The sequence below is a fragment of the Hymenobacter baengnokdamensis genome (assembly GCF_008728635.1).
Lineage (GTDB): Bacteria > Bacteroidota > Bacteroidia > Cytophagales > Hymenobacteraceae > Hymenobacter > Hymenobacter baengnokdamensis.
In genome coordinates this window covers 2,018,145-2,036,481 of sequence record NZ_CP044285.1, presented here as the reverse complement: position 1 = coordinate 2,036,481, position 18,337 = coordinate 2,018,145, and the positions used below count along the sequence as shown (strand labels likewise).

Here is an 18,337-nt window from a genome sequence, read left to right as displayed (position 1 = left end):
GAGCATTTATTGGCGGCAGCGTTCGGCTGCGCTGCCTACCCCAGTTGGCCAAAAAAACCCTGCCATTGTTGCAACGCCTGGGGCAAGGCAGTCAATAGCACCCGTCTTTTCTGATATGATGCAGGATAACGGGTTTGGAGAGTTGGTACCAGTACAACTGACCGAGAATAAAGCCCGGTTGACTACCCTGTACCGCAGTCCCGAGATTAAAGAATTTTATGAAACCGGGGAAGGCTACAATGAATTTGCCACCACCGAGGGAGGACATCATGCCACTCCGCCTCCACTTAACTTCAACCAGAACCTGGCCGGCAAGTCATACCTCGACCTGCTTTTATTGCGCAATGAGTTATACGCCCGCAATGGCTACTGCTTTATGAACAGTACAGTACGCAACTATTTTGACCAGCGCAAATGGTATCGACCGGTGTGGGACACCAACGCAAAGTTTATAGGTGAGGTCTACAGCCCACAGCCAATACCAGTCCCGCTGAATAAGCAGGAAGCAGCTTTTGCCAAAAGAATCCACGCCCAGGAGTTGGTGTTGCTGGAGCACAGAGTAACCTCGCAGGCCGGCTACCCGATGATAGGCATCGACTTTGTGGTAAACCAACGGGAATATCCCCTGACGCCGGCCTGGCGGGCGGCGCTGGTCCGTCAAAACTTTGCCATCGTGCCCACCCGAGAGGAGCAGTTATTCTACCTCTACGACCAGAATGAGTACACCTATACGCCCAACTTCGTCACTACCGACCTGCTCCTACAACTGCTGCACAAGTACCTGAATGGCATTCTGAGCGATGTGGAGGAAGAGCGCCTCGCCCCCATCGTAGCCCAAATGCTGAGCCAGGGCACTATCCAGGCCCAAGCCCTAGCCAGCCAGTGCCAGAATCCACAGGCCCGCGACGCAGCCGAGTGGGCTACTGCTTACTACGCTATCAGCCGCAATCTGCTCACCGGCAGCGTACAGCCGGTAACTGGAGCCTACGCCGGGCAGGTAGCCAGCGAGGTAGCGCTCGGCACGGCGGCTCAAGCTAAAAGCTCGTTGTTTTTGCAGGATTCGCTGTTTCAGTATCAGGCCATGAAGCCGCGCGGCATGTACACCCGCAACGACACCACACGGCGTTACTTCCGCACGGTGAAATGGTTGAACACAGCCCCGGTTTTTCTCGATTCGGATGCCGGGCTGCTGCACGCTGCGGCCCTAGCTAAAGCATTGGCTGCTAGCCCGCAGGCGACCCAGGGCTTTACCGACCTCACCCACGTGCTCGATGTATTGGTGGGTGATGAGGACAACCGCTCGCTCACCCACCTGCTGCACTTGCTCAAAACCGATTACGCTGGGCGAACGCTCGACCAGCTGGCCACGCCCACCACACTGGCTCGACTGCGCCATCAGCTGGTGGCCGCCGGTACCGACCGCATCCGCCCGAAAGGCGCTACTTCAAAAGCAGTTACGGCCCTGGCGCGGCCCATACTATTATTCACGGCCGGGCGCTACACGTTTGACGGAGAAATATTGTCGCGGCTCACAGAGGTGCTGAAGCCTAACCCCAAGCGGCCTTTTCCTAAAGGGCTGGATGCCTTTGCCGCCTTCGGCAACCACACAGCGGAAGACATCTTGTTGAATCAATTTAAGGAAGCTACCGCTTGGCCAGCTTATCCCGACACGTTACGTGCGGTGCAGAAACGCTTTGCCCGCGACCGCAACTGGGACCAGAACCTGTATACCAAAACCATGCAGGTATTGCTGAGCCTGAACGCGCCCTCGGCCGATCCTACGCCACCGTTATTTACCCGTACGCCGGCCTGGCAGCGGCGTAATCTCAGCACTGCTCTTGGCGGCTGGACCGAGCTGAAGCACGACTTACTGCTGTATTCAGAGCAGCCAATGGGAGCAGAAATGGGTGGCGGCGGTGGTGGCCCACCCCCACCCCACCACCTTGGGTATGTCGAGCCTACTATACCCTTCTGGAAAAATGCGCTGGCGCTGCTCGATTTCCAAGCTCAGGCCCTGCACCGCCTGCACGCCAATACGCCCCACCTAGACAGCCTGAACAAAGACCTGCGTAAGCTGACGGCCAAGCTGTACCGCTTGGCCAGTAAGGAGGTCGCGCACCAAGCGCTAAGCCTAGAGGAAATGAAAGACCTTTCGCATATTGGTGGCGAAGTGGAAAGTTTAACGCTTCGCACCCTAAAGCTCAATGGAGGTGACCCGTTACCCGAGCGCGAGCGCCGTGTGGCACTGGCCGCCGATGTATACGCCTATAACAGCGATGTGCTGGAAGAGGCCGTTGGCGCGGCTGATGCACTATATGTAGTAGTCGAAGTCAACGGCACCCCCGTGCTGATGCGGGGTGCGGTATTCAGCTACTACGAGTTTGTAAGTACCAAGCGTTATACCGATGAGGAGTGGCAGGCGCAGTTAGCCAAATCGCCACCTCCCCGCCCTATTTGGCTCCACGACTTAATCGTGCCCGTACCCGCCCTGAACAAGAATAGCCTCAAAAATGAGAAGGGCAGTGTTGGAATAGGCTTTGGACTACCCGCTAACAGCGAGTAGTTCCTCTACAGCACCTGCCCCAGCCCGAACAGCACCGTAAATACGAGCGTGCTCAATGCCATTTGCTTAAGCAACGGGTCGAGATGCTGCGACTCCTGGCGGCTCCATACCTGAAGGCCGTTGAAGGCAAACAGGGGCAGGCTCAGCACGAAGAGCCACTGCCAGGGCGAGTGATAGGTAAGGGCCACGTACAGCACTGCGCAAGCCACGCCCAGTAGCAGCAGCAGCCAGTGGTAGCGGCGCGCGTGCTGCGGTCCCAGCCGCACGGGTACCGTGATTTTACCGGCCAGCTTATCCGAAGCAATATCGCGGATGTTGTTGACGTTCAGCACGGCCGTAGCAAAGCAGCCCAGGGCAGCCGCCGGTAGCAGCACGGCCAGCGGCAGCGACTGCGCCACCTCATGCTTCCACGAATAGGCTTGCAGGAAGTAGGTGCCGCACACGCCCACGATACCAAAGAATATAAAAACCGATATATCTCCCAGGCCGGCGTAGCCGTATGGCCGCGCGCCCGCCGTGTAGTTTACCGCCGCCCAGATAGCCGCCAGCCCCAGCACAAAAAACGCCAGCAGTACCCACGCCCCGGCCAAACCCAAGGCCAGCAGCAGCAGCGCCACGCCACTTACCAAAGCCGCCGCGCCAAATCCCCACATGGCCCGCTTCATTTCGGCTGGCGTGATGGCCCCGCTCTGCACGGCCCGCAGCGGGCCCTGGCGGTGCACGCTGTCGGCTCCGTTCTGCGAGTCGCCGTAGTCGTTGGCCAGGTTGCTAAGTATTTGAAGCAGAATGGTAGTAAAGGCCGCCAGCGCTACTACAGGGCCATTGAACTGCCCGGTTGCCTTAGCCAGAAAGCCCCCCGTAAGAATACTGGCCAACGCCAAGGGCAGGGTGCGCGGACGAAATGCAGAAATCCAGGGAGACATCAGAAATAGTTGGTTACCAAAGGGTTATTTTAGCTCAAACAGAACGTCATGCTGAACGAAAGGAAGCAGCTCGACCGAATCGTTGGGTTATTACCCTTAACGGCGCGAGCGGGCTGCTTCCTTTCGTTCAGCATGACGTTCTGTTTCTGGCGAAGTCGACGCAATCTACTTCGTGATAGCCGCCACCAGCTCGTCGCTCAGGGGCTTCACCTTAGAAGGGTAGAAGGCTACTACGTGGCCTTTCTCATCGACCAGGTACTTGCAGAAATTCCAGGTAGGCACGTCGCTCACGGCGCCGTTCTTCTCCTTGTCGGCCAAAAACTTATAGAGCGGCGTGGCATCGTCGCCTTTTACCGCAACGGTGGAAAACAGCGGGAAGGTTACGCCGTAGTTCTTCTCACAGAAAGCTGATACTTCTTCATTCGAAGCCAGTTCCTGGTTGAAGCTGTTGGAAGGAAAGCCGAGCACCGTCACCTTGCCCGCGTACTTTTTCGACAGCTCTTCCAGCTCCTTGTACTGGGGCGTGAAGCCGCACTTGGAAGCGGTGTTCACAATAAGGATTTTCTTGCCTTTATACTTGCTCAGCTTCACTTCTTTACCGTCGATAGTCTTCACGGTAAAGTCGTACACGGTGCCGGGCGCGGCGGCAGTTTCGGCGGGGTGCATAGGCGTGGGCTGGTGAGTGGTGAACGCCAGGCTGAGCGTGGCAGCAGCAGCCATGGCAAGTACGGTGATTTTCATAATGAAGTCAGCAATTGTGATGTAAAAGCGACTGATAACCAACAGCCGGGCTAAATGTTAAAAAGAAGCTGCCTTGCTAAGGCCGGGGGCCGGGCGGCGGGGCCGGGCTACCGCCGGGGGCGGGCGGGGCGGGCTGCGCGCCGGTATTCAACAGGTCTACGAGGTTGAGGGGAGCCAGCTCGGCCGTGTCGCCGGGCTGCACCGTGCGCACTGTATCACGTATAGCGCGAACTATATATTTGTTGGCCGGCCCTTTCAGGCTCACTGAATAACTCAGGTTGTCGCGCTGGCTGGCTGTTATCAGGTTCTTATTCTGCATGATGTCGGCAATGAAGCGGAAATACCAGCGCGTGGTGCCCCGCAGCTCGCCATATACATTAAATGATTCCTTATAATACTTTGGCTTGGGAATGATGCTGGCCAGGTAGATGCACTCGCCCAGATTCAGCTCGCTGGGGCGCTTGGCGTAGTAAAAAAGCGCGGCCTCCCGAATGCCGTACACCCCGCGCTTGCCGCTGGGCCAGCGGTAGGCCGTGGGCCCCCACTCCACAATGTTGAGGTAAATCTCAAACATGCGCTGCTTGGTAAGCGTGTGGGTGCGGTCGACGAGCCAGTTTTCAATCAGCCATACCATGAGCATTTCCTCCGCCTTGCGGCCCACGGTTTTTTCGCGGCTCAGAAATACGTTCTTCACCAGCTGCATACTCAGCGTGCTGCCACCGCGGGCAAAGCGCTTCTCCTTAATGTCTTCGATAGCCGCATTCACGAAAGCTTTTTCCATGAAGCCGTGATGCCGGAAAAACTGCGGGTCTTCGGTGGTTTGGATTACGGCGGGCATAAAAGGCGAGACTTCGGCAAACGGCGTGAAGTCGGGGTTGCTCGGCCCAACCATAAACGTGCGCAGCGAGTCGCCCCGGTCGTTGTAGGCCGTAAAGGGAAACTCTCCTTCCAGCATGCGTAAATCTTCAGCCCCGAAGTGCGTGATACTAAAATCCTTGCTGGGCTGCAGCGACGAGTCGAGGTGCAGGCTGTCGACGCGCGCCATATCCACGTCAGCTTTGAGGTGATACGCCAGCGTGCCGGTGCCGGCCGTCCCGGTCACCACATCAAACATGCCTTCGGGCAGTGAGTTGAAGAAGGCGTTGGTGGGCGTGGGGTCCGAATCTACCTTAATCTTAACGGCCAGCCGGGGCTTGAGGCGCACCGCTATTTCGGGGTGAAACACCAGCTGATTGAGCACGGCCCGCGTGCCGGGGTCGAGCGAGAACATACCCCGCCCCAGCGTAGCCACAAAATCGAGCTGCCCCTGGTGCACCACGATATCTTCGGAAGAGAGGCGCTTATGAAAAAAGCTGAAGTTGCGCGCCGCCACCGAGCCATGCACGGTTAGCTGGCCGCCGGTTTGCTCATCGGCAGTAAACTCTTTGCCCGTCAATTGCACCCGCACGGTATCGAACGACACCAGCGCCCCGAAGCGCTGCGCCACGTAAGGTACCTGGACCGAGCCATTTACCCCAAACAGCCGCAGGTTCAGGGCGTAGTCGCTGGGGTCAATGCTGCCGCTCATACCCAGCTCGTTCACTACCTCATCTACGCTGGCCGTGAGCCGCCCCTGCACCTGCCCATCGTCGATGGTAAGGCGCGGCATGGTGAGCTGCACCCGGTGGTCGGGGCTGTGGTAGCTCACTACAAACTGGGTGAAATCGGCCGCACCCGGCACATTACCGAAGCCCGCATCAAGCACCTGGTTGAGCAGCAAGCCATAATTAGTACCGTGTACGGTATCGCGGGCCACCGGCGCCGGTCCCTTTTTCTTTAGCAGAAAAGAGAAATTGTTACCCCCTCGCGCATCCTTGTGCGCCGTCAGGTGGGCCCGCTCAATCTGCAAGTCGCTAAACACCGGCCGCCCGGCAAAAAGCGACCGTAAGCTCAGGCTGACTTGCAGGCGGCGAGCGGTGAGCAGCGTATCGCCGACTGCCGCTGGTCCGGCCGCGGCGGTCGGCACCAGGCGCATGCCCCCGATTTCTACAGTTTTGAGGTTCGTAAAATGCGCGGGGCCCAAGGTGAGCACTACTGGGTACTTCTGCTCAATCCGGGTTTTGACTCTGCCCAACGCGTAGTTCAGCAGCTGCTGGCGCTTCCATAGAAACACGCCGAGCGCTAGTAGCAGCACCACTGTCAGGCCGGCCAGGCCGTAAAGAATTCGTTTTTTGGCAACAACTGATAGAGGCATTAGCGCAAAGGTAGGATTTGTGCTCGGGCTTTTAGTGCGTAGCGACCTGCCTTATTCATGCGAAAATGACAGCTGTCGCTTCCTGGCGGGCTTGCCTGGCAGCTAACTACGCCGGACTGCTTTGTTTGATGCCAGGCATTTTGCTGCCATTCCATTTGCATATAGTAGAGCGCCCCTAGCGTTTTTCCGGCGGAGAGTGCTGGCTAGCTGCTTGCCGAGGGCTACCGTTCACAGACTGGGCGCAGCGGTCTTATTCGCAATAACACTGCTCATAGCGCCATTACCTGCGTGAAAAGCTACGGCTGGTCACTGCCGGGCCTACTTTTGCACTATGCTTTCGCCCCTTACTGCGCTCTCTCCGCTCGATGGCCGTTACCAGCGCCAAACGGCTACCCTCAGTCCTTATTTTTCGGAGCTGGCGCTGATGCGCTACCGCGTTCGCATCGAGGTAGAGTATTTCATTGCCCTCTGCGAGCTGCCGCTGCCCCAGCTGGCAGCCGTGCCCGCCAGCGTGTTTCCGGCTTTACGCCGCCTCTACGAGCAGTTTACCGAAGCGCAGGCGCAGGCCATTAAGGCCCATGAGGCCGTCACTAACCACGATGTAAAAGCCGTGGAGTATTACCTGCGCGATGAATTTACCAAGCTGAGCCTGGGCAGCTACCTGGAGTTCATCCATTTCGGCCTGACCTCGCAGGATGTTAACAACACGGCCATTCCGCTCAGCCTGCTGGACGCCATGCAGCAGGTGCTGCTGCCCCGCTTCGGGCAGGTGCGCACGCAGCTGGCCGACCTCGCCGACGGCTGGGACGCCGTGCCCATGCTGGCCCGCACCCACGGCCAACCGGCCTCCCCTACCCGCCTGGGTAAAGAGCTGGCGGTGTTTGTGGCCCGGCTCGACGGGCAGCTGGCCTTGCTGAGCCAAGTGCCCTACGCGGCCAAGTTTGGGGGGGCCACCGGCGGCTTCAACGCGCATTTTGTGGCCTACCCGGCCATCGACTGGCACGCTTTTGCCCAGGGGTTTGTGGAGAATACCTTGGGGCTGCACCGCACTTTCCCCACCACCCAGATTGAGCCCTACGACAACCTGGCCGCTTTTTGCGACGGCTGGAAGCGCCTCAATACCATCCTCATCGACCTGTGCCGCGACGTGTGGCAGTATATCTCGCTGGGCTATTTTAAGCAGACATTGAAAGCCGGCGAAGTCGGCTCATCGGCTATGCCGCACAAGGTCAACCCCATTGACTTTGAAAATGCGGAAGGTAACCTGGGCATTGCCAACGCCCTGCTCGAGCACTTTGCCGCCAAGCTGCCCATCTCCCGCCTGCAGCGCGACCTCACCGACTCTACGGTGCTGCGCAACCTGGGCGTGCCGCTGGGCCACCTGCTCATCGCGCTCGGGGCCATTGCCCGCGGACTGGGTAAGCTGGCCCTCGACGAAAGCGCGCTGGCCCGTGACCTCGATGCCAACTGGGCCGTGCTGGCCGAGCCCATTCAGACCATCCTGCGCCGCGAAAACTACCCCGACCCGTACAATGCGCTCAAGCAGCTCACCCGTACCGGCGGCGCTATTTCGGCCGCTACCATCGCCGACTTTGTAGAAGAGCTGGACGTGCCCGAACGCGTGAAAGCTGAGCTGCGGGCGCTGACGCCCGGCGGCTACGTGGGCAGGTAGGGCACTTCAGCTGCTTTGTGGCTTGTGGCTTGGGTAAGCTACAAGCCGCTACTTTTATCTTTTCATCCAGCCTGCCCTTCGCGTGCCCGAGCTTCTTCACGATATCCCCGTTTGCCCCGACTGCCGCCATTTTCGCGGCGACCTGCCCTGCCGCCCTAATAAAGAGCACGGCTATATGTGCGGCGACTGCCCCGTGTATGCGCCCGTTGGCAAGCGGATTCTGCTTATCAAGCTCGGGGCTATTGGTGATGTCATTCGGACTACGCCGCTGCTGCGGCGGCTGCGGCAAGAATATCCCGACTGCTATATTACCTGGCTCACGCTTACGCCGGCTATTTTGCCGCAGCAGGAAATCGAGGAGATTTTGAAGTTCGATTATGCCAGTTCGCTGCACCTGCAGGCCCGGCGCTTCGATATTGCCATCAACCTTGACAAGGAAAAAGAGGCCGCCGCGTTGCTGCTGAATGTGCAGGCCGAAACTAAGTTTGGCTACACCCTCCGGCCCTACGACGGCGTGCCCTGGCCTATCAACGCGCTAGCCGACCACAAGTACCTCACCGGCGTGTTCGACCAGCTCAGCCTGGGCAATACCAAGCCCTACGTGCAAGAGATATTTGAGCTTTGCGGCTTCGATTTTCGGGGCGAGGAGTACGTGTTCGATACCCACGACGACAAAGGCTACGACTGGTCGGCCCTCCCACCCGCCAGTGCCGGCCCCCGCATTGGCCTCAATACCGGCTGCGGCGACCGCTGGACTACCCGCCTCTGGAGCACCGAAAAGTGGATTCAGCTTATCCATAAGCTGCAGGCGGCCGGCTACGCGCCGGTGCTGCTGGGCGGCGAAGCCGAGCACCCGCGCAACCTGGAGCTGCAAGCAGCTACCGGCGCGGCTTACCTGGGCACCTTCCCCCTGCCCCGTTTTATCAACCTCATGAACCAGATGGCCGGCATCGTGACGCAGGTAACAATGGGGATGCACATCAGCATTGCGCTGCGCAAACCGACCATCCTGATGAACAATATCTTCAACCCCCACGAATTTGACCTCTACGGCCGCGGCCAAATCGTAGGCCCTGACAAGCAATGTGTATGCTTCTACCGCGGCACCTGCCGCCTGGGCACTAGCTGCATGGAAGACCTGCCGGCTGAGAAGGTATTTCAGGCCGTAGCGGAAAGCGTGCCGCAGTAGCGCAGACTTTCGTACACAACGGGCATATAGCGCAATTTTCCAGCCGGTGTAGGGCTTGGGGCGGCCGGCACAACAACTTGGAAACTACGCTAAAAGAGGTAGCCCGGACTACAAAGCCCGCGCTACTTCCTTCAGCGCCGCTACCATCACCTCCCACGAGAATTTCTTAGCTTCCTGCCGCACGCCGGCCGCAAAGGCTTCTTCCCGGTTGTTTTCATAAAAATCGGCCAGGGCATCGGCAATGGCGCTGGGCGTAGGTGGCACCACGTAGCCTACTACGCCGGCCGGTATCAGCTCGGCCAGCCCACCCACGTCGGTCACCAGCATAGGGCGGCCAAAGTGATAGGCTACCTGCGACACACCGCTTTGAGTAGCATTTTTGTAAGGCTGCATCACCATATCGGCGGCGCAGAAATAATCGGCTACGCGCTCATTCGGGATAAAGTCGGTGGCCCGCACCAGTCGGTTTTCCAGCCCGTATTGCTGAATAAGCTGCTCGTACGGCGCGGCCTCCTCGTAAAACTCGCCGGCAATAATGAGCTTCACCGGCAAGGCGGCCACCCGCGCATCGGCCAGCGCTTCGAGCAGAATGTCCAGCCCCTTATAGGCCCTGATAAAGCCGAAAAACAAGATATAGGCAAACTCCGTAGCTAGTCCCAGGGCCTTCACTGCTTCGGCCTTTGGCCTGGGCGGCCCAAAGTTGTCGTAGAGCGGGTGAGGCCGGTACAGCGCCGGCTTGCTGCCAAAACCCAGGCGCTGCAAATCGGCCAGCACACTCCGGCTCATGGTCACGAAACCATCGCAGGCACTCAGAAAATAGCGCATCAGCGGGCCATCGCCCGGCCGCTTCTCGTGCGGAATCACGTTGTCGGTAATCGCTACTACGCGGGTGTGGCCATTGCCGCGCACCAGCCGCGCCACCGTGCCCAGCGCCGGCCCCATAAACGGCAGCCAAAACCGAAATACTACCAAATCGGGACGCTCGCGCCGTAGCCGCCGCCCCACTGCCAGCCACGAAAGCGGGTTCATCGAGTTCAGGCTGACTTCAATCGCCAAATCAGTCGGCCCCGCTTCAGTGCTGAGCTGCGTTTGCCCCGGAAACAGAAAACCAGGGTATTGCAGTGAAAACGTGACGATTCGCACCTCATCGCCGGCTTGCTTAAATGCCCGCGCGAGCCGCTCATTGTACGTTGCCAGTCCGCCGCGCAGCGGATAAGCCGGGCCGATAATCACAACTTTCATCGTAGCGTTTCGCGCACCAGGTAATCGTTGCGACGGGGGCCGTTAAGCTGCACCATTTCCGCCAGAAAACCAGCTAAAAACAGCTGTACGCCAATAATTACGGCCACCAGCGACAGAAAAAACAGCGGCTGCTCGGTTACGTTGCGCGCGCGCAGGTTGTGCAGCGACAGCCACACTTTCTCGCCCGTCAGCCACAGCGTCAGCAGCATTCCCACAAAAAACGAAAGCGAGCCCAGCGTTCCAAAAAAGTGCATGGGCCGCCGCCGAAACCGGCTCACGAACGTGATACTGGCTAAATCGAGAAAACCATATATAAAACGCTCCAGGCCGAACTTGGTCACGCCATACTTGCGCTCCTGATGCTGCACCACCTTTTCGCCAATTTTGCGAAAGCCGTTCCACTTGGCTATCACCGGAATGTAGCGGTGCATTTCGCCGTATACTTCAATGGCCTTCACCACGCGCTGGTCATAGGCCTTTAGCCCACAGTTGAAATCGTGCAGCTGAATGCCCGAAATAGCCCGCGTCGCGCCGTTAAACAGCTTGGTCGGAATGGTTTTCGAGAGCGGGTCAAACCGCTTTTGCTTCCAGCCGCTCACCAGGTCGTAGTGGTCCTCAGTAATCATGCGGTACAGCTCGGGCAGCTCCTCGGGCGAGTCCTGCAGGTCGGCGTCCATGGTGCACACCACCCGGCCGCGTGCAGCCTCAAACCCCACATTGAGCGCCGCCGACTTACCATAGTTGCGATTGAAGCGGATACCGCGCAGCGCCATATCCTGCCCGGCCAGTGCCTCAATTACCGTCCACGAGTCGTCGGTCGAGCCGTCGTCGATAAGAATAATTTCGTACGAAAGCCCCCTCGCTGTAAGCACGCGCGCAATCCAGCGCGTAAGCTCGGGCAGCGACTCGGCCTCATTAAGCAGGGGAATAACGATGGATAGCTCCACCGGAAAGCTAACAGCTGGCTTATTCAAATTCGGGTTTCGGGTTTTTGGTGATAGCAGCTATCACCAACGAGGTAAGTAAGCCAAACAGTACTGAAACCACCAGGCCGATTATCAGCATAATAGGCCCCGATGAGAACTTGCTGGCCATTGCCATTGCCTGGTCTATCTGCGCATCGCTCATAGTACCAGCGGCTTCCATTTTAGCACGGGCTGCCTCAACGGTTCGGGTGGTCACATCCGGGTCGATAATCGTCCGATAAACATAGTTAAAAACCGATGATAGCACGCCGCTTACCACCGATAGCAGCACGCCAATACCTACTCCCTGCCCATAAGACATAAAGCCCCCGTTGAGCTGCTTAAATGCTTTGTGCGCCAGGTATACTCCGGTAATTGGAATGACAAGACTAAACCAACTTACTGGTTGATTAGACTCCTGGCCGGTAGCAAACGTTACAAACATGTAAATAATGCCAACCAAGCCTGTTAGCAGGCCATAGCGTAGCGCTACTGAGGAAGTAGAAGCGGAAGGAGTAGCCGTTTGCATGGGAAAGAGGGAAAAGTGAAAAGCTGATGACTCACTTGCGCAAAAATAACCCACTTGGCACTCCGCCCAGCATCCCCAGAATTAATACATAGGCAAATGTTCCGCGGGCCAGCGTAGCCACCGATATTGTTGCCGCCTGCCGCAGCTCATCCTGCTCAAACTGTTGGTTGCGCTTCTCCTTTGCCCGCATTTCCTGCTGCACCCGTACTATCTCTATCTGCTCAGCCCTATTACGCGCCAGCGCCGGCTCGCCCGCCCCATGCGCCAGGCTCCACATGCTGGCCGCGGCAATCGTAGCCGCCAGGAGCACCGTCAGTCCACCTACTGCCAGCGACCGGCCTACACCCGGTTTTTCGGGCGCGAGCTTGCGACGCAACACCCATTGGCTACCAGCGGCGAACATAGGCACCAGCAGCTCACCCAGTAGCTGCTTAGGTCCCAGGGCATTGTTGCCGGATAGCTGCAAAAACAAGAGCCAGGCGGCGCACGCTATACCAGCCCCTACCCCAAAGCGCAGCGCCAGACGCCGGACCAATCCCGCAGCATCAGTAGCGGCTTCCTTTCTGCTTATCGAATCTTCTGGCTGCATATACTACAAATCGACCCGCAAGATACAACTCGCTGTACGGGCTACCTGCTTTGAGCTAGGCCACTGCTACCTTGGCCGCCCGTGGTCGCCCAAAGCGCAACAGGAGTCCTTCTGCCAATAAAGCAGCCAGCACCAGTAGCAGGCAGTAGCGCCACAAAGGCCGGCTCATCTGCTCGGCACGATAACGCGCTAAGACTTCGGGCTTTGCACCATCCTCCAGCACATGTACGTTCGGATGGGTAGAACCCAGCAGCTGGCGAAGCTCAGTGGCTGAGTAAGCCGCAAGCTCCGATTCCCGCTTGGCCGCGTTAAAAGCCAAGGTCGTAACAGCTTGTCCATTCTTCCTCAGCTCATAAAATCCCGGTGCACGCAGGCCAGCCGGCACTTCTAGGTGCAGCTGCCCGCCCTGCATGCGCTGTGTCGGAATGTACGTGAGGCTGTCATGCACCAGGCGATAGCTTGTTTCGCCGTTGCCAGCGCCGGTTGCCGAGGGCGGCACCGTCAGCGCCACCGCCGGCGTACTAAGCCGATAGGCTGGCTGTTGGTCGCTGTGATAGCTAAGCATCGCGAGCCGATACAGTACCGGCACAAAGAGCGAGTGCGCAGGAAAGTCGGAGTACTCTTTTGCAAATGGCGCTGCGAATACATAAGTCCGGCCTGCCCCATTGCCAAACTCGGTTAGGTAGCCCTCACCGTCGCGCAGCCGCAGGATATCAGTGCCTGCTCGCCCTATTCGTAGCACGGGCGCCACTTGCGGCATCACCACGCTCCGAGGCTGCGCTCCAAATACATCTCTGAAAAACGGGTCGTGCGGACTGGGCATAGCAACCTCCTGCCGTACTGGTACACCCACAGCAGGAGCTTCCCACTGCTCACCTCCCACTCCTAATGCCTTAAACAACTCGTGGTAAGAAGTATGCGCCGCTACATCAGCCGGTGGCACTATCACCACGCTTCCACCCCGGCGCACTACATTTAGCATGGCCTCCCGCAAGCCGGCATCCACCTGAGGCACTTCGCGCAGCAGCACTAGATTGGCCCGCCGCATATCCTCAAAATTCAGTTTCTGCGGCTTGGCAAATGTGTAGGTAAACAGCGGCTCCGCGGCATAAGCCTGTTGAGTAGCCGCCTCCGGTCCTATCTCCAGTATTCGAATAGCCGCTGCAGGCTGTACGGTAAAGTAATAAGTATTGTCAAAACTCACCGAAGCGTCTCCCGTTATCACCTGCCCCAGCGTTAGCTTACTATCCGCTAGCTGAACCTGCGCCGTAGTCTCGCTGGCCTGCCCTGCTCCTACTGTTACCCGGAAGGCAGCGACCTGGCGTATACCGAGAAACACCTTCACAGGGCAGTCGGTTACTGCCACTGCTCCGCCATTGCGTAGTCGTATGTGCAATCCGATAGCCGTACCGGTCCGTACAAAAGCATCGTTCAGCCACACACTGTCAACATAAATATTGCCGGCTGGCTGGGCTACCTGCGGCACGAGCACGACCTCACCCTTATGCCGTATGTGCTGCCAGATAGCCGGTGCAGCCTCGTTTTTTTGAAAATCGCTGAATAAATAGAGCGGCCCCTGCTGCTCATCCTGCAAGGCATCGCGCACTTTTGCATCCCCCCAGCTCACTGCACTGTTCGTCGCCTCTTGATTAAGTGACAATAGATAGGCTGCTTCGCTCAAGCTGCCTCCCTGCTGTCCTAGCAGTCTGAAGTGGGTCCCTGCGCCGTAGCTTTTACCTAACGCCGCAGCCCCGGCAGTTGCCTCCTGCACCAGTTTAGACTGCGATAGCCCGGCTGCCTGCATACTGCCCGAATTATCAATCAATACCCCAACAGTTGCATTAGTCACCCGAGCTGCACTATTGCCAACCGGCAGAAAAGGCTGACAAAACAGTAGTACCAGAAACACGATGGCCGCTACTCGCGCCAGCAACACTAGCAACTCTTGCAGCCGTCGCCGACGCATAGTAGTCAACTCAACCTCACGAATAAAACCCGTATTGGTAAAAAGCACCCGTTGCGGTCGTCGCAGCTGCAGCAAATGGATTACCACAGGTACTCCTGCTGCTAGCAGCCCCCACAAAAAGCCTGGATATAATAACTGCATTTTTTGTACGCTCACTCGCACTAGTACTCCATGCGATAACGACAAAACTACCCATTCTATTCATGCAAACGCGCAGAATCAGGTAATGCAATTATACCAAGTAGCAAACCAAGGCAAAATATCTATTTAACAATCAGCTGTTTAATCAATTATAGTATAGCTTCGTGAAGGGGGAACTGACTAGACAAATTACTGTAGTACGCTTAAAGTGTGGCCCACAAAATCGCATTCTAGCCCTCAATCAATGTATATTCTCTTATAGAGAAATAATAAATAACACATTAATACTTTTACTGGCAGAGTTTAAACTCTAATCGGGGAAGCCTACAGCCAGGGCGGGCTGTAGTAAAGGGTACACACGCAAAAGCCCTGCTTACGCGCTGGGGAAAGCGGGGTAAGCAGGGCTTGGGTTATAAAGTTGGCGGCGACCGACTCTCCCACCGGTGAAGGCAGTACCATAGGCGCACCGGGGCTTAACGACTCTGTTCGGAATGGGAAGAGGTGAACACCCGGGCTAAAGCCACCATTGCTGGCGTTGCCTGTCGGGTTCAGGGACAGGCAGCAATACCGTTGACATAAGGGAAAAGAGAAAGAAGTAGAAAGACTGAGTGGGCCAAGCGTAAGTTCTCGGTTCCTTAGTACCGCTCAGCTGTGCTGTTTCCAGCTTTACACCTGCGGCCTATTGACGTGGTCGTCTACCACGAACCTTTCATTGGGATGACTCATCTGGAGGTGAGTTTCGCACTTAGATGCTTTCAGCGCTTATCTGCTCCCAGCGTAGCTACCCGGCGCTGCCCCTGGCGGGACAACCGGCGCACCAGCGGCTGGTCCAACTCGGTCCTCTCGTACTAAAGTCAGGTCCTCTCAATCATCCAACGCCCACCACAGATAGGGACCGAACTGTCTCACGACGTTCTGAACCCAGCTCGCGTGCCACTTTAATCGGCGAACAGCCGAACCCTTGGGACCTTCTCCAGCCCCAGGACGTGACGAGCCGACATCGAGGTGCCAAACCTCCCCGTCGATATGAGCTCTTGGGGGAGATCAGCCTGTTATCCCCGGCGTACCTTTTATCCTTTGAGCGATGGCCCTTCCATGCGGAACCACCGGATCACTATATCCGTCTTTCGACCCTGCTCGACTAGTCAGTCTCACAGTCAAGCCCGCTTCTACTATTGCGCTCTACGTACGGTTACCAAGCGTACTGAGCGGACCTTTGAAAGCCTCCGATACTCTTTTGGAGGCGACCACCCCAGTCAAACTACCCAGCAGCCACTGTTCTCTAAGAAACCTAGAGTTAGGCAACAGGCACAGTAAGGGCGGTATTTCAACGTTGGCTCCACGAGAGCTAGCGCCCCCGCTTCGACGCCTCCCGCCTATGCTACACATACTGAACCCATCACCAATGGCAACCTATAGTAAAGGTGCACGGGGTCTTTCCGTCCCGTGGCGGGTACTCGGCATCTTCACCGAGACTACAATTTCACCGAGCTCACGGCTGAGACAGCACCCAAATCGTTACACCATTCGTGCAGGTCGGAACTTACCCGACAAGGAATTTCGCTACCTTAGGACCGTTATAGTTACGGCCGCCGTTTACTGGGGCTTCGATTCAAGCCTTCGCCTTGCGACTAAGCTCCCCTCTTAACCTTCCAGCACCGGGCAGGTGTCAGGCCTTATACGTCCGCTTACGCGTTAGCAAAGCCATGTGTTTTTGTTAAACAGTCGCTTGGGTCTTTTCACTGCGGCTTCTCTATTACTAGAGGAAGCGTCCCTTCTCCCGAAGTTACAGGACCATTTTGCCGAGTTCCTTGGCCGTGATTCACTCGAGCGCCTCAGGATACTCTCCTTGACTACCTGTGTCGGTTTGCGGTACGGGCCGAGCTAGGATACAACGTTTAGCAGCTTTTCTTGGCAGTCCTTAGGCAGACTATCCACGTGGCCCGAAGGCCGTGTGGTACTATCACCTTTCCCCTAACTGAGCGTACTTCACTACTCTGTCATTAGGTACGGGCTTTAACGAGCACTTCCGTCCGCTCGCGCTGCTTTCATTCCTGCGTCCCTGCATCACTTCCTAGTCCGGGGGCCAGAATATCAACTGGCTTGCCATCGGGTACACCTCTCGGCTCTCCCTTAGGTCCCGCCTAACCCAATTCCGATTAGCGTTGAATTGGAAACCTTAGTCTATCGGCGAATAGGTTTCGCACCTATTTTATCGTTACTCATGCCTACATGTGCTTTTCTGGACGCTCCACCATGCCCTGACAGGACGGCTTCTCCGCAACCAGAATGCTCCCCTACCACTTACACAAAGTGTAAATCCCGCGCTTCGGTGCCTAGCTTGATGCCCGCGTATTATCGATGCCCGGTCGCTCGACCAGTGAGCTGTTACGCACTCTTTAAAGGAATGGCTGCTTCCAAGCCAACCTCCTGGCTGTCAAAGCAACTGGACCTCCTTTGTTCAACTTAGCTAGAACTTAGGGACCTTAGCGGCGGGTCTGGGTTCTTTCCCTCTCGGCCGGGGACCTTAGCACCCCAGGCCTCACTGCCGTGTATGAATTTGCTGGCATTCGGAGTTCATCAGGATTCGGTAGGCTCTGACACCCCCTAGTCCTATTGGTAGCTCTACCTCCAACAAACCTAACCACGACGCTGTACCTCAATACATTTCGGGGAGTACGAGCTATTTCCTAGTTTGATTGGCCTTTCACCCCTACCCTCAAGTCATCCAAATCCTTTTCAACGGAAACTGGTTCGGACCTCCACAGCGTGTTACCGCTCCTTCATCCTGCTCAAGGGTAGCTCACTAGGTTTCGCGTCTACCCCCCTGACTACGCGCCCTGTTCAGACTCGCTTTCGCTGCGGCTGCGCGCCTTCAAGCGCTTAACCTTGCCAGGGAGGAGTAACTCGTAGGCTCATTATGCAAAAGGCACGCTATCAGACTACAAAAGTCCTCTAACTGCTTGTAAGCACACGGTTTCAGGTTCTTTTCACTCCGCTATCCGCGGTTCTTTTCACCTTTCCCTCACGGTACTGGTTCACTATCGGTGTCTCAGGAGTATGTAGCCTTAGCGGATGGTGCCGCTGGATTCAGACGGGGTTTCTCCGGCCCCGCCCTACTCAGGATACCACTAGCGTAAATCAGAATTGTCGCTTACCGGGCTCTCACCGTCTCTGGCGTGTTTTCCCACACACTTCAGCTAACTCGATTTAATCACATGGCGTGGTCCTACAACCCCAGAGCGGCCGTAACCGCCCTGGTTTGGGCTCCTCCCCGTTCGCTCGCCACTACTTGGGGAATCATTGTTATTTTCTGTTCCTGTCGGTACTGAGATGTTTCAGTTCCCAACGTTTGCCCTCTTCTCCGAAAAGAAGAGTCACTGGTCTTCAACCAGTGGGGTTGCCCCATTCGGACATCTCGGGATATAACGGGTATGTGCCCCTCCCCCGAGCTTATCGCAGCTTATCGCGTCCTTCTTCGCCTCTGAGACCCTAGGCATCCCCCGTGTGCTCTTACTTACTTCTCGCTTGCGATTCTCTACACTCGACGTGTAGAAGAACTGCTGCTAGTCTGTGACTAACAG

At 57.1% G+C, this 18,337-nt stretch carries 11 protein-coding genes, 2 rRNA genes and 1 pseudogene; 3 read left to right on the top strand and 11 right to left on the bottom strand.

Annotation, left to right across the window (positions count from 1 at the left end):
* Positions 1-115: 115 nt before the first annotated feature.
* Positions 116-2,563, top strand: a complete 2,448-nt coding sequence (locus F6X24_RS08690; protein ID WP_191906518.1) for a DUF3160 domain-containing protein — start codon at positions 116-118, stop codon at positions 2,561-2,563.
* Between the two features lie 5 nt (positions 2,564-2,568).
* Here the strand turns inward: F6X24_RS08690 and F6X24_RS08685 are convergent, their stop codons facing one another.
* From F6X24_RS08685 to F6X24_RS08675, 3 genes are all read right to left on the bottom strand, one after another.
* A complete protein-coding gene (locus tag F6X24_RS08685; RefSeq protein WP_151087624.1) occupies positions 2,569-3,486 on the bottom strand; it encodes a 1,4-dihydroxy-2-naphthoate polyprenyltransferase in 918 nt (305 codons plus the stop codon).
* Positions 3,487-3,651: 165 nt separating this feature from the next.
* Entirely contained in the window at positions 3,652-4,227 is a 576-nt protein-coding gene (locus F6X24_RS08680; RefSeq protein WP_151087623.1) for a glutathione peroxidase, read from the bottom strand.
* 76 nt (positions 4,228-4,303) lie between these two features.
* Positions 4,304-6,460 carry a transglycosylase domain-containing protein gene (locus tag F6X24_RS08675; RefSeq protein WP_151087622.1) on the bottom strand — a complete coding sequence of 719 codons (2,157 nt, stop codon included), beginning with the start codon at positions 6,458-6,460 and terminating at the stop codon, positions 4,304-4,306.
* Positions 6,461-6,791: 331 nt separating this feature from the next.
* Between F6X24_RS08675 and purB the strand changes: the two genes are divergently transcribed.
* A complete protein-coding gene (gene purB / locus F6X24_RS08670; RefSeq protein ID WP_151087621.1) occupies positions 6,792-8,132 on the top strand; it encodes an adenylosuccinate lyase in 1,341 nt (446 codons plus the stop codon).
* Between the two features lie 82 nt (positions 8,133-8,214).
* On the top strand, positions 8,215-9,321 hold the full coding sequence (locus F6X24_RS08665) for a glycosyltransferase family 9 protein (protein ID WP_151087620.1): 1,107 nt from the start codon (positions 8,215-8,217) through the stop codon (positions 9,319-9,321).
* 108 nt (positions 9,322-9,429) lie between these two features.
* Here the strand turns inward: F6X24_RS08665 and F6X24_RS08660 are convergent, their stop codons facing one another.
* The 8 genes and pseudogenes from F6X24_RS08660 to F6X24_RS08630 form a co-directional block, all read right to left on the bottom strand.
* A complete protein-coding gene (locus tag F6X24_RS08660; RefSeq protein WP_151087619.1) occupies positions 9,430-10,563 on the bottom strand; it encodes a glycosyltransferase in 1,134 nt (377 codons plus the stop codon).
* Positions 10,560-11,510 carry a glycosyltransferase family 2 protein gene (locus tag F6X24_RS08655; protein WP_151087618.1) on the bottom strand — a complete coding sequence of 317 codons (951 nt, stop codon included), beginning with the start codon at positions 11,508-11,510 and terminating at the stop codon, positions 10,560-10,562. The genes F6X24_RS08660 and F6X24_RS08655 overlap by 4 nt, the downstream gene beginning before the upstream one ends.
* 19 nt (positions 11,511-11,529) lie before the next feature.
* Entirely contained in the window at positions 11,530-12,057 is a 528-nt protein-coding gene (locus tag F6X24_RS08650) for a DUF4199 domain-containing protein (RefSeq protein ID WP_151087617.1), read from the bottom strand.
* A 31-nt stretch (positions 12,058-12,088) separates the two neighbouring features.
* Complete coding sequence (locus F6X24_RS08645) at positions 12,089-12,646, bottom strand: DUF4199 domain-containing protein (RefSeq protein WP_151087616.1); 558 nt, start codon at positions 12,644-12,646, stop codon at positions 12,089-12,091.
* A 55-nt stretch (positions 12,647-12,701) separates the two neighbouring features.
* The gene (locus F6X24_RS08640; protein WP_229725442.1) at positions 12,702-14,306 is read right to left on the bottom strand and encodes a hypothetical protein; all 1,605 of its coding nucleotides are present in this window, start codon (positions 14,304-14,306) and stop codon (positions 12,702-12,704) included.
* Positions 14,307-14,576: 270 nt separating this feature from the next.
* Positions 14,577-14,753: pseudogene (locus F6X24_RS19425) on the bottom strand (BatA domain-containing protein); the annotation flags it as partial.
* 416 nt (positions 14,754-15,169) lie between these two features.
* A 5S ribosomal RNA gene (rrf, locus tag F6X24_RS08635) occupies positions 15,170-15,281 on the bottom strand.
* Between the two features lie 87 nt (positions 15,282-15,368).
* A 23S ribosomal RNA gene (locus F6X24_RS08630) occupies positions 15,369-18,281 on the bottom strand.
* Between the last annotated feature and the right edge of the window lie 56 nt (positions 18,282-18,337).

Bases quoted from the DNA above. Each gene is read 5' to 3' on its own strand.
- purB (WP_151087621.1), top strand. From the start codon at position 6,792: ATGCTTTCGCCCCTTACTGCGCTCTCTCCGCTCGATGGCCGTTACCAG.
- F6X24_RS08680 (WP_151087623.1), bottom strand. From the start codon at position 4,227: ATGAAAATCACCGTACTTGCCATGGCTGCTGCTGCCACGCTCAGCCTG.
- F6X24_RS08690 (WP_191906518.1), top strand. From the start codon at position 116: ATGATGCAGGATAACGGGTTTGGAGAGTTGGTACCAGTACAACTGACC.
- F6X24_RS08675 (WP_151087622.1), bottom strand. From the start codon at position 6,460: ATGCCTCTATCAGTTGTTGCCAAAAAACGAATTCTTTACGGCCTGGCC.
- F6X24_RS08660 (WP_151087619.1), bottom strand. From the start codon at position 10,563: ATGAAAGTTGTGATTATCGGCCCGGCTTATCCGCTGCGCGGCGGACTG.
- F6X24_RS08645 (WP_151087616.1), bottom strand. From the start codon at position 12,646: ATGCAGCCAGAAGATTCGATAAGCAGAAAGGAAGCCGCTACTGATGCT.
- F6X24_RS08685 (WP_151087624.1), bottom strand. From the start codon at position 3,486: ATGTCTCCCTGGATTTCTGCATTTCGTCCGCGCACCCTGCCCTTGGCG.
- F6X24_RS08650 (WP_151087617.1), bottom strand. From the start codon at position 12,057: ATGCAAACGGCTACTCCTTCCGCTTCTACTTCCTCAGTAGCGCTACGC.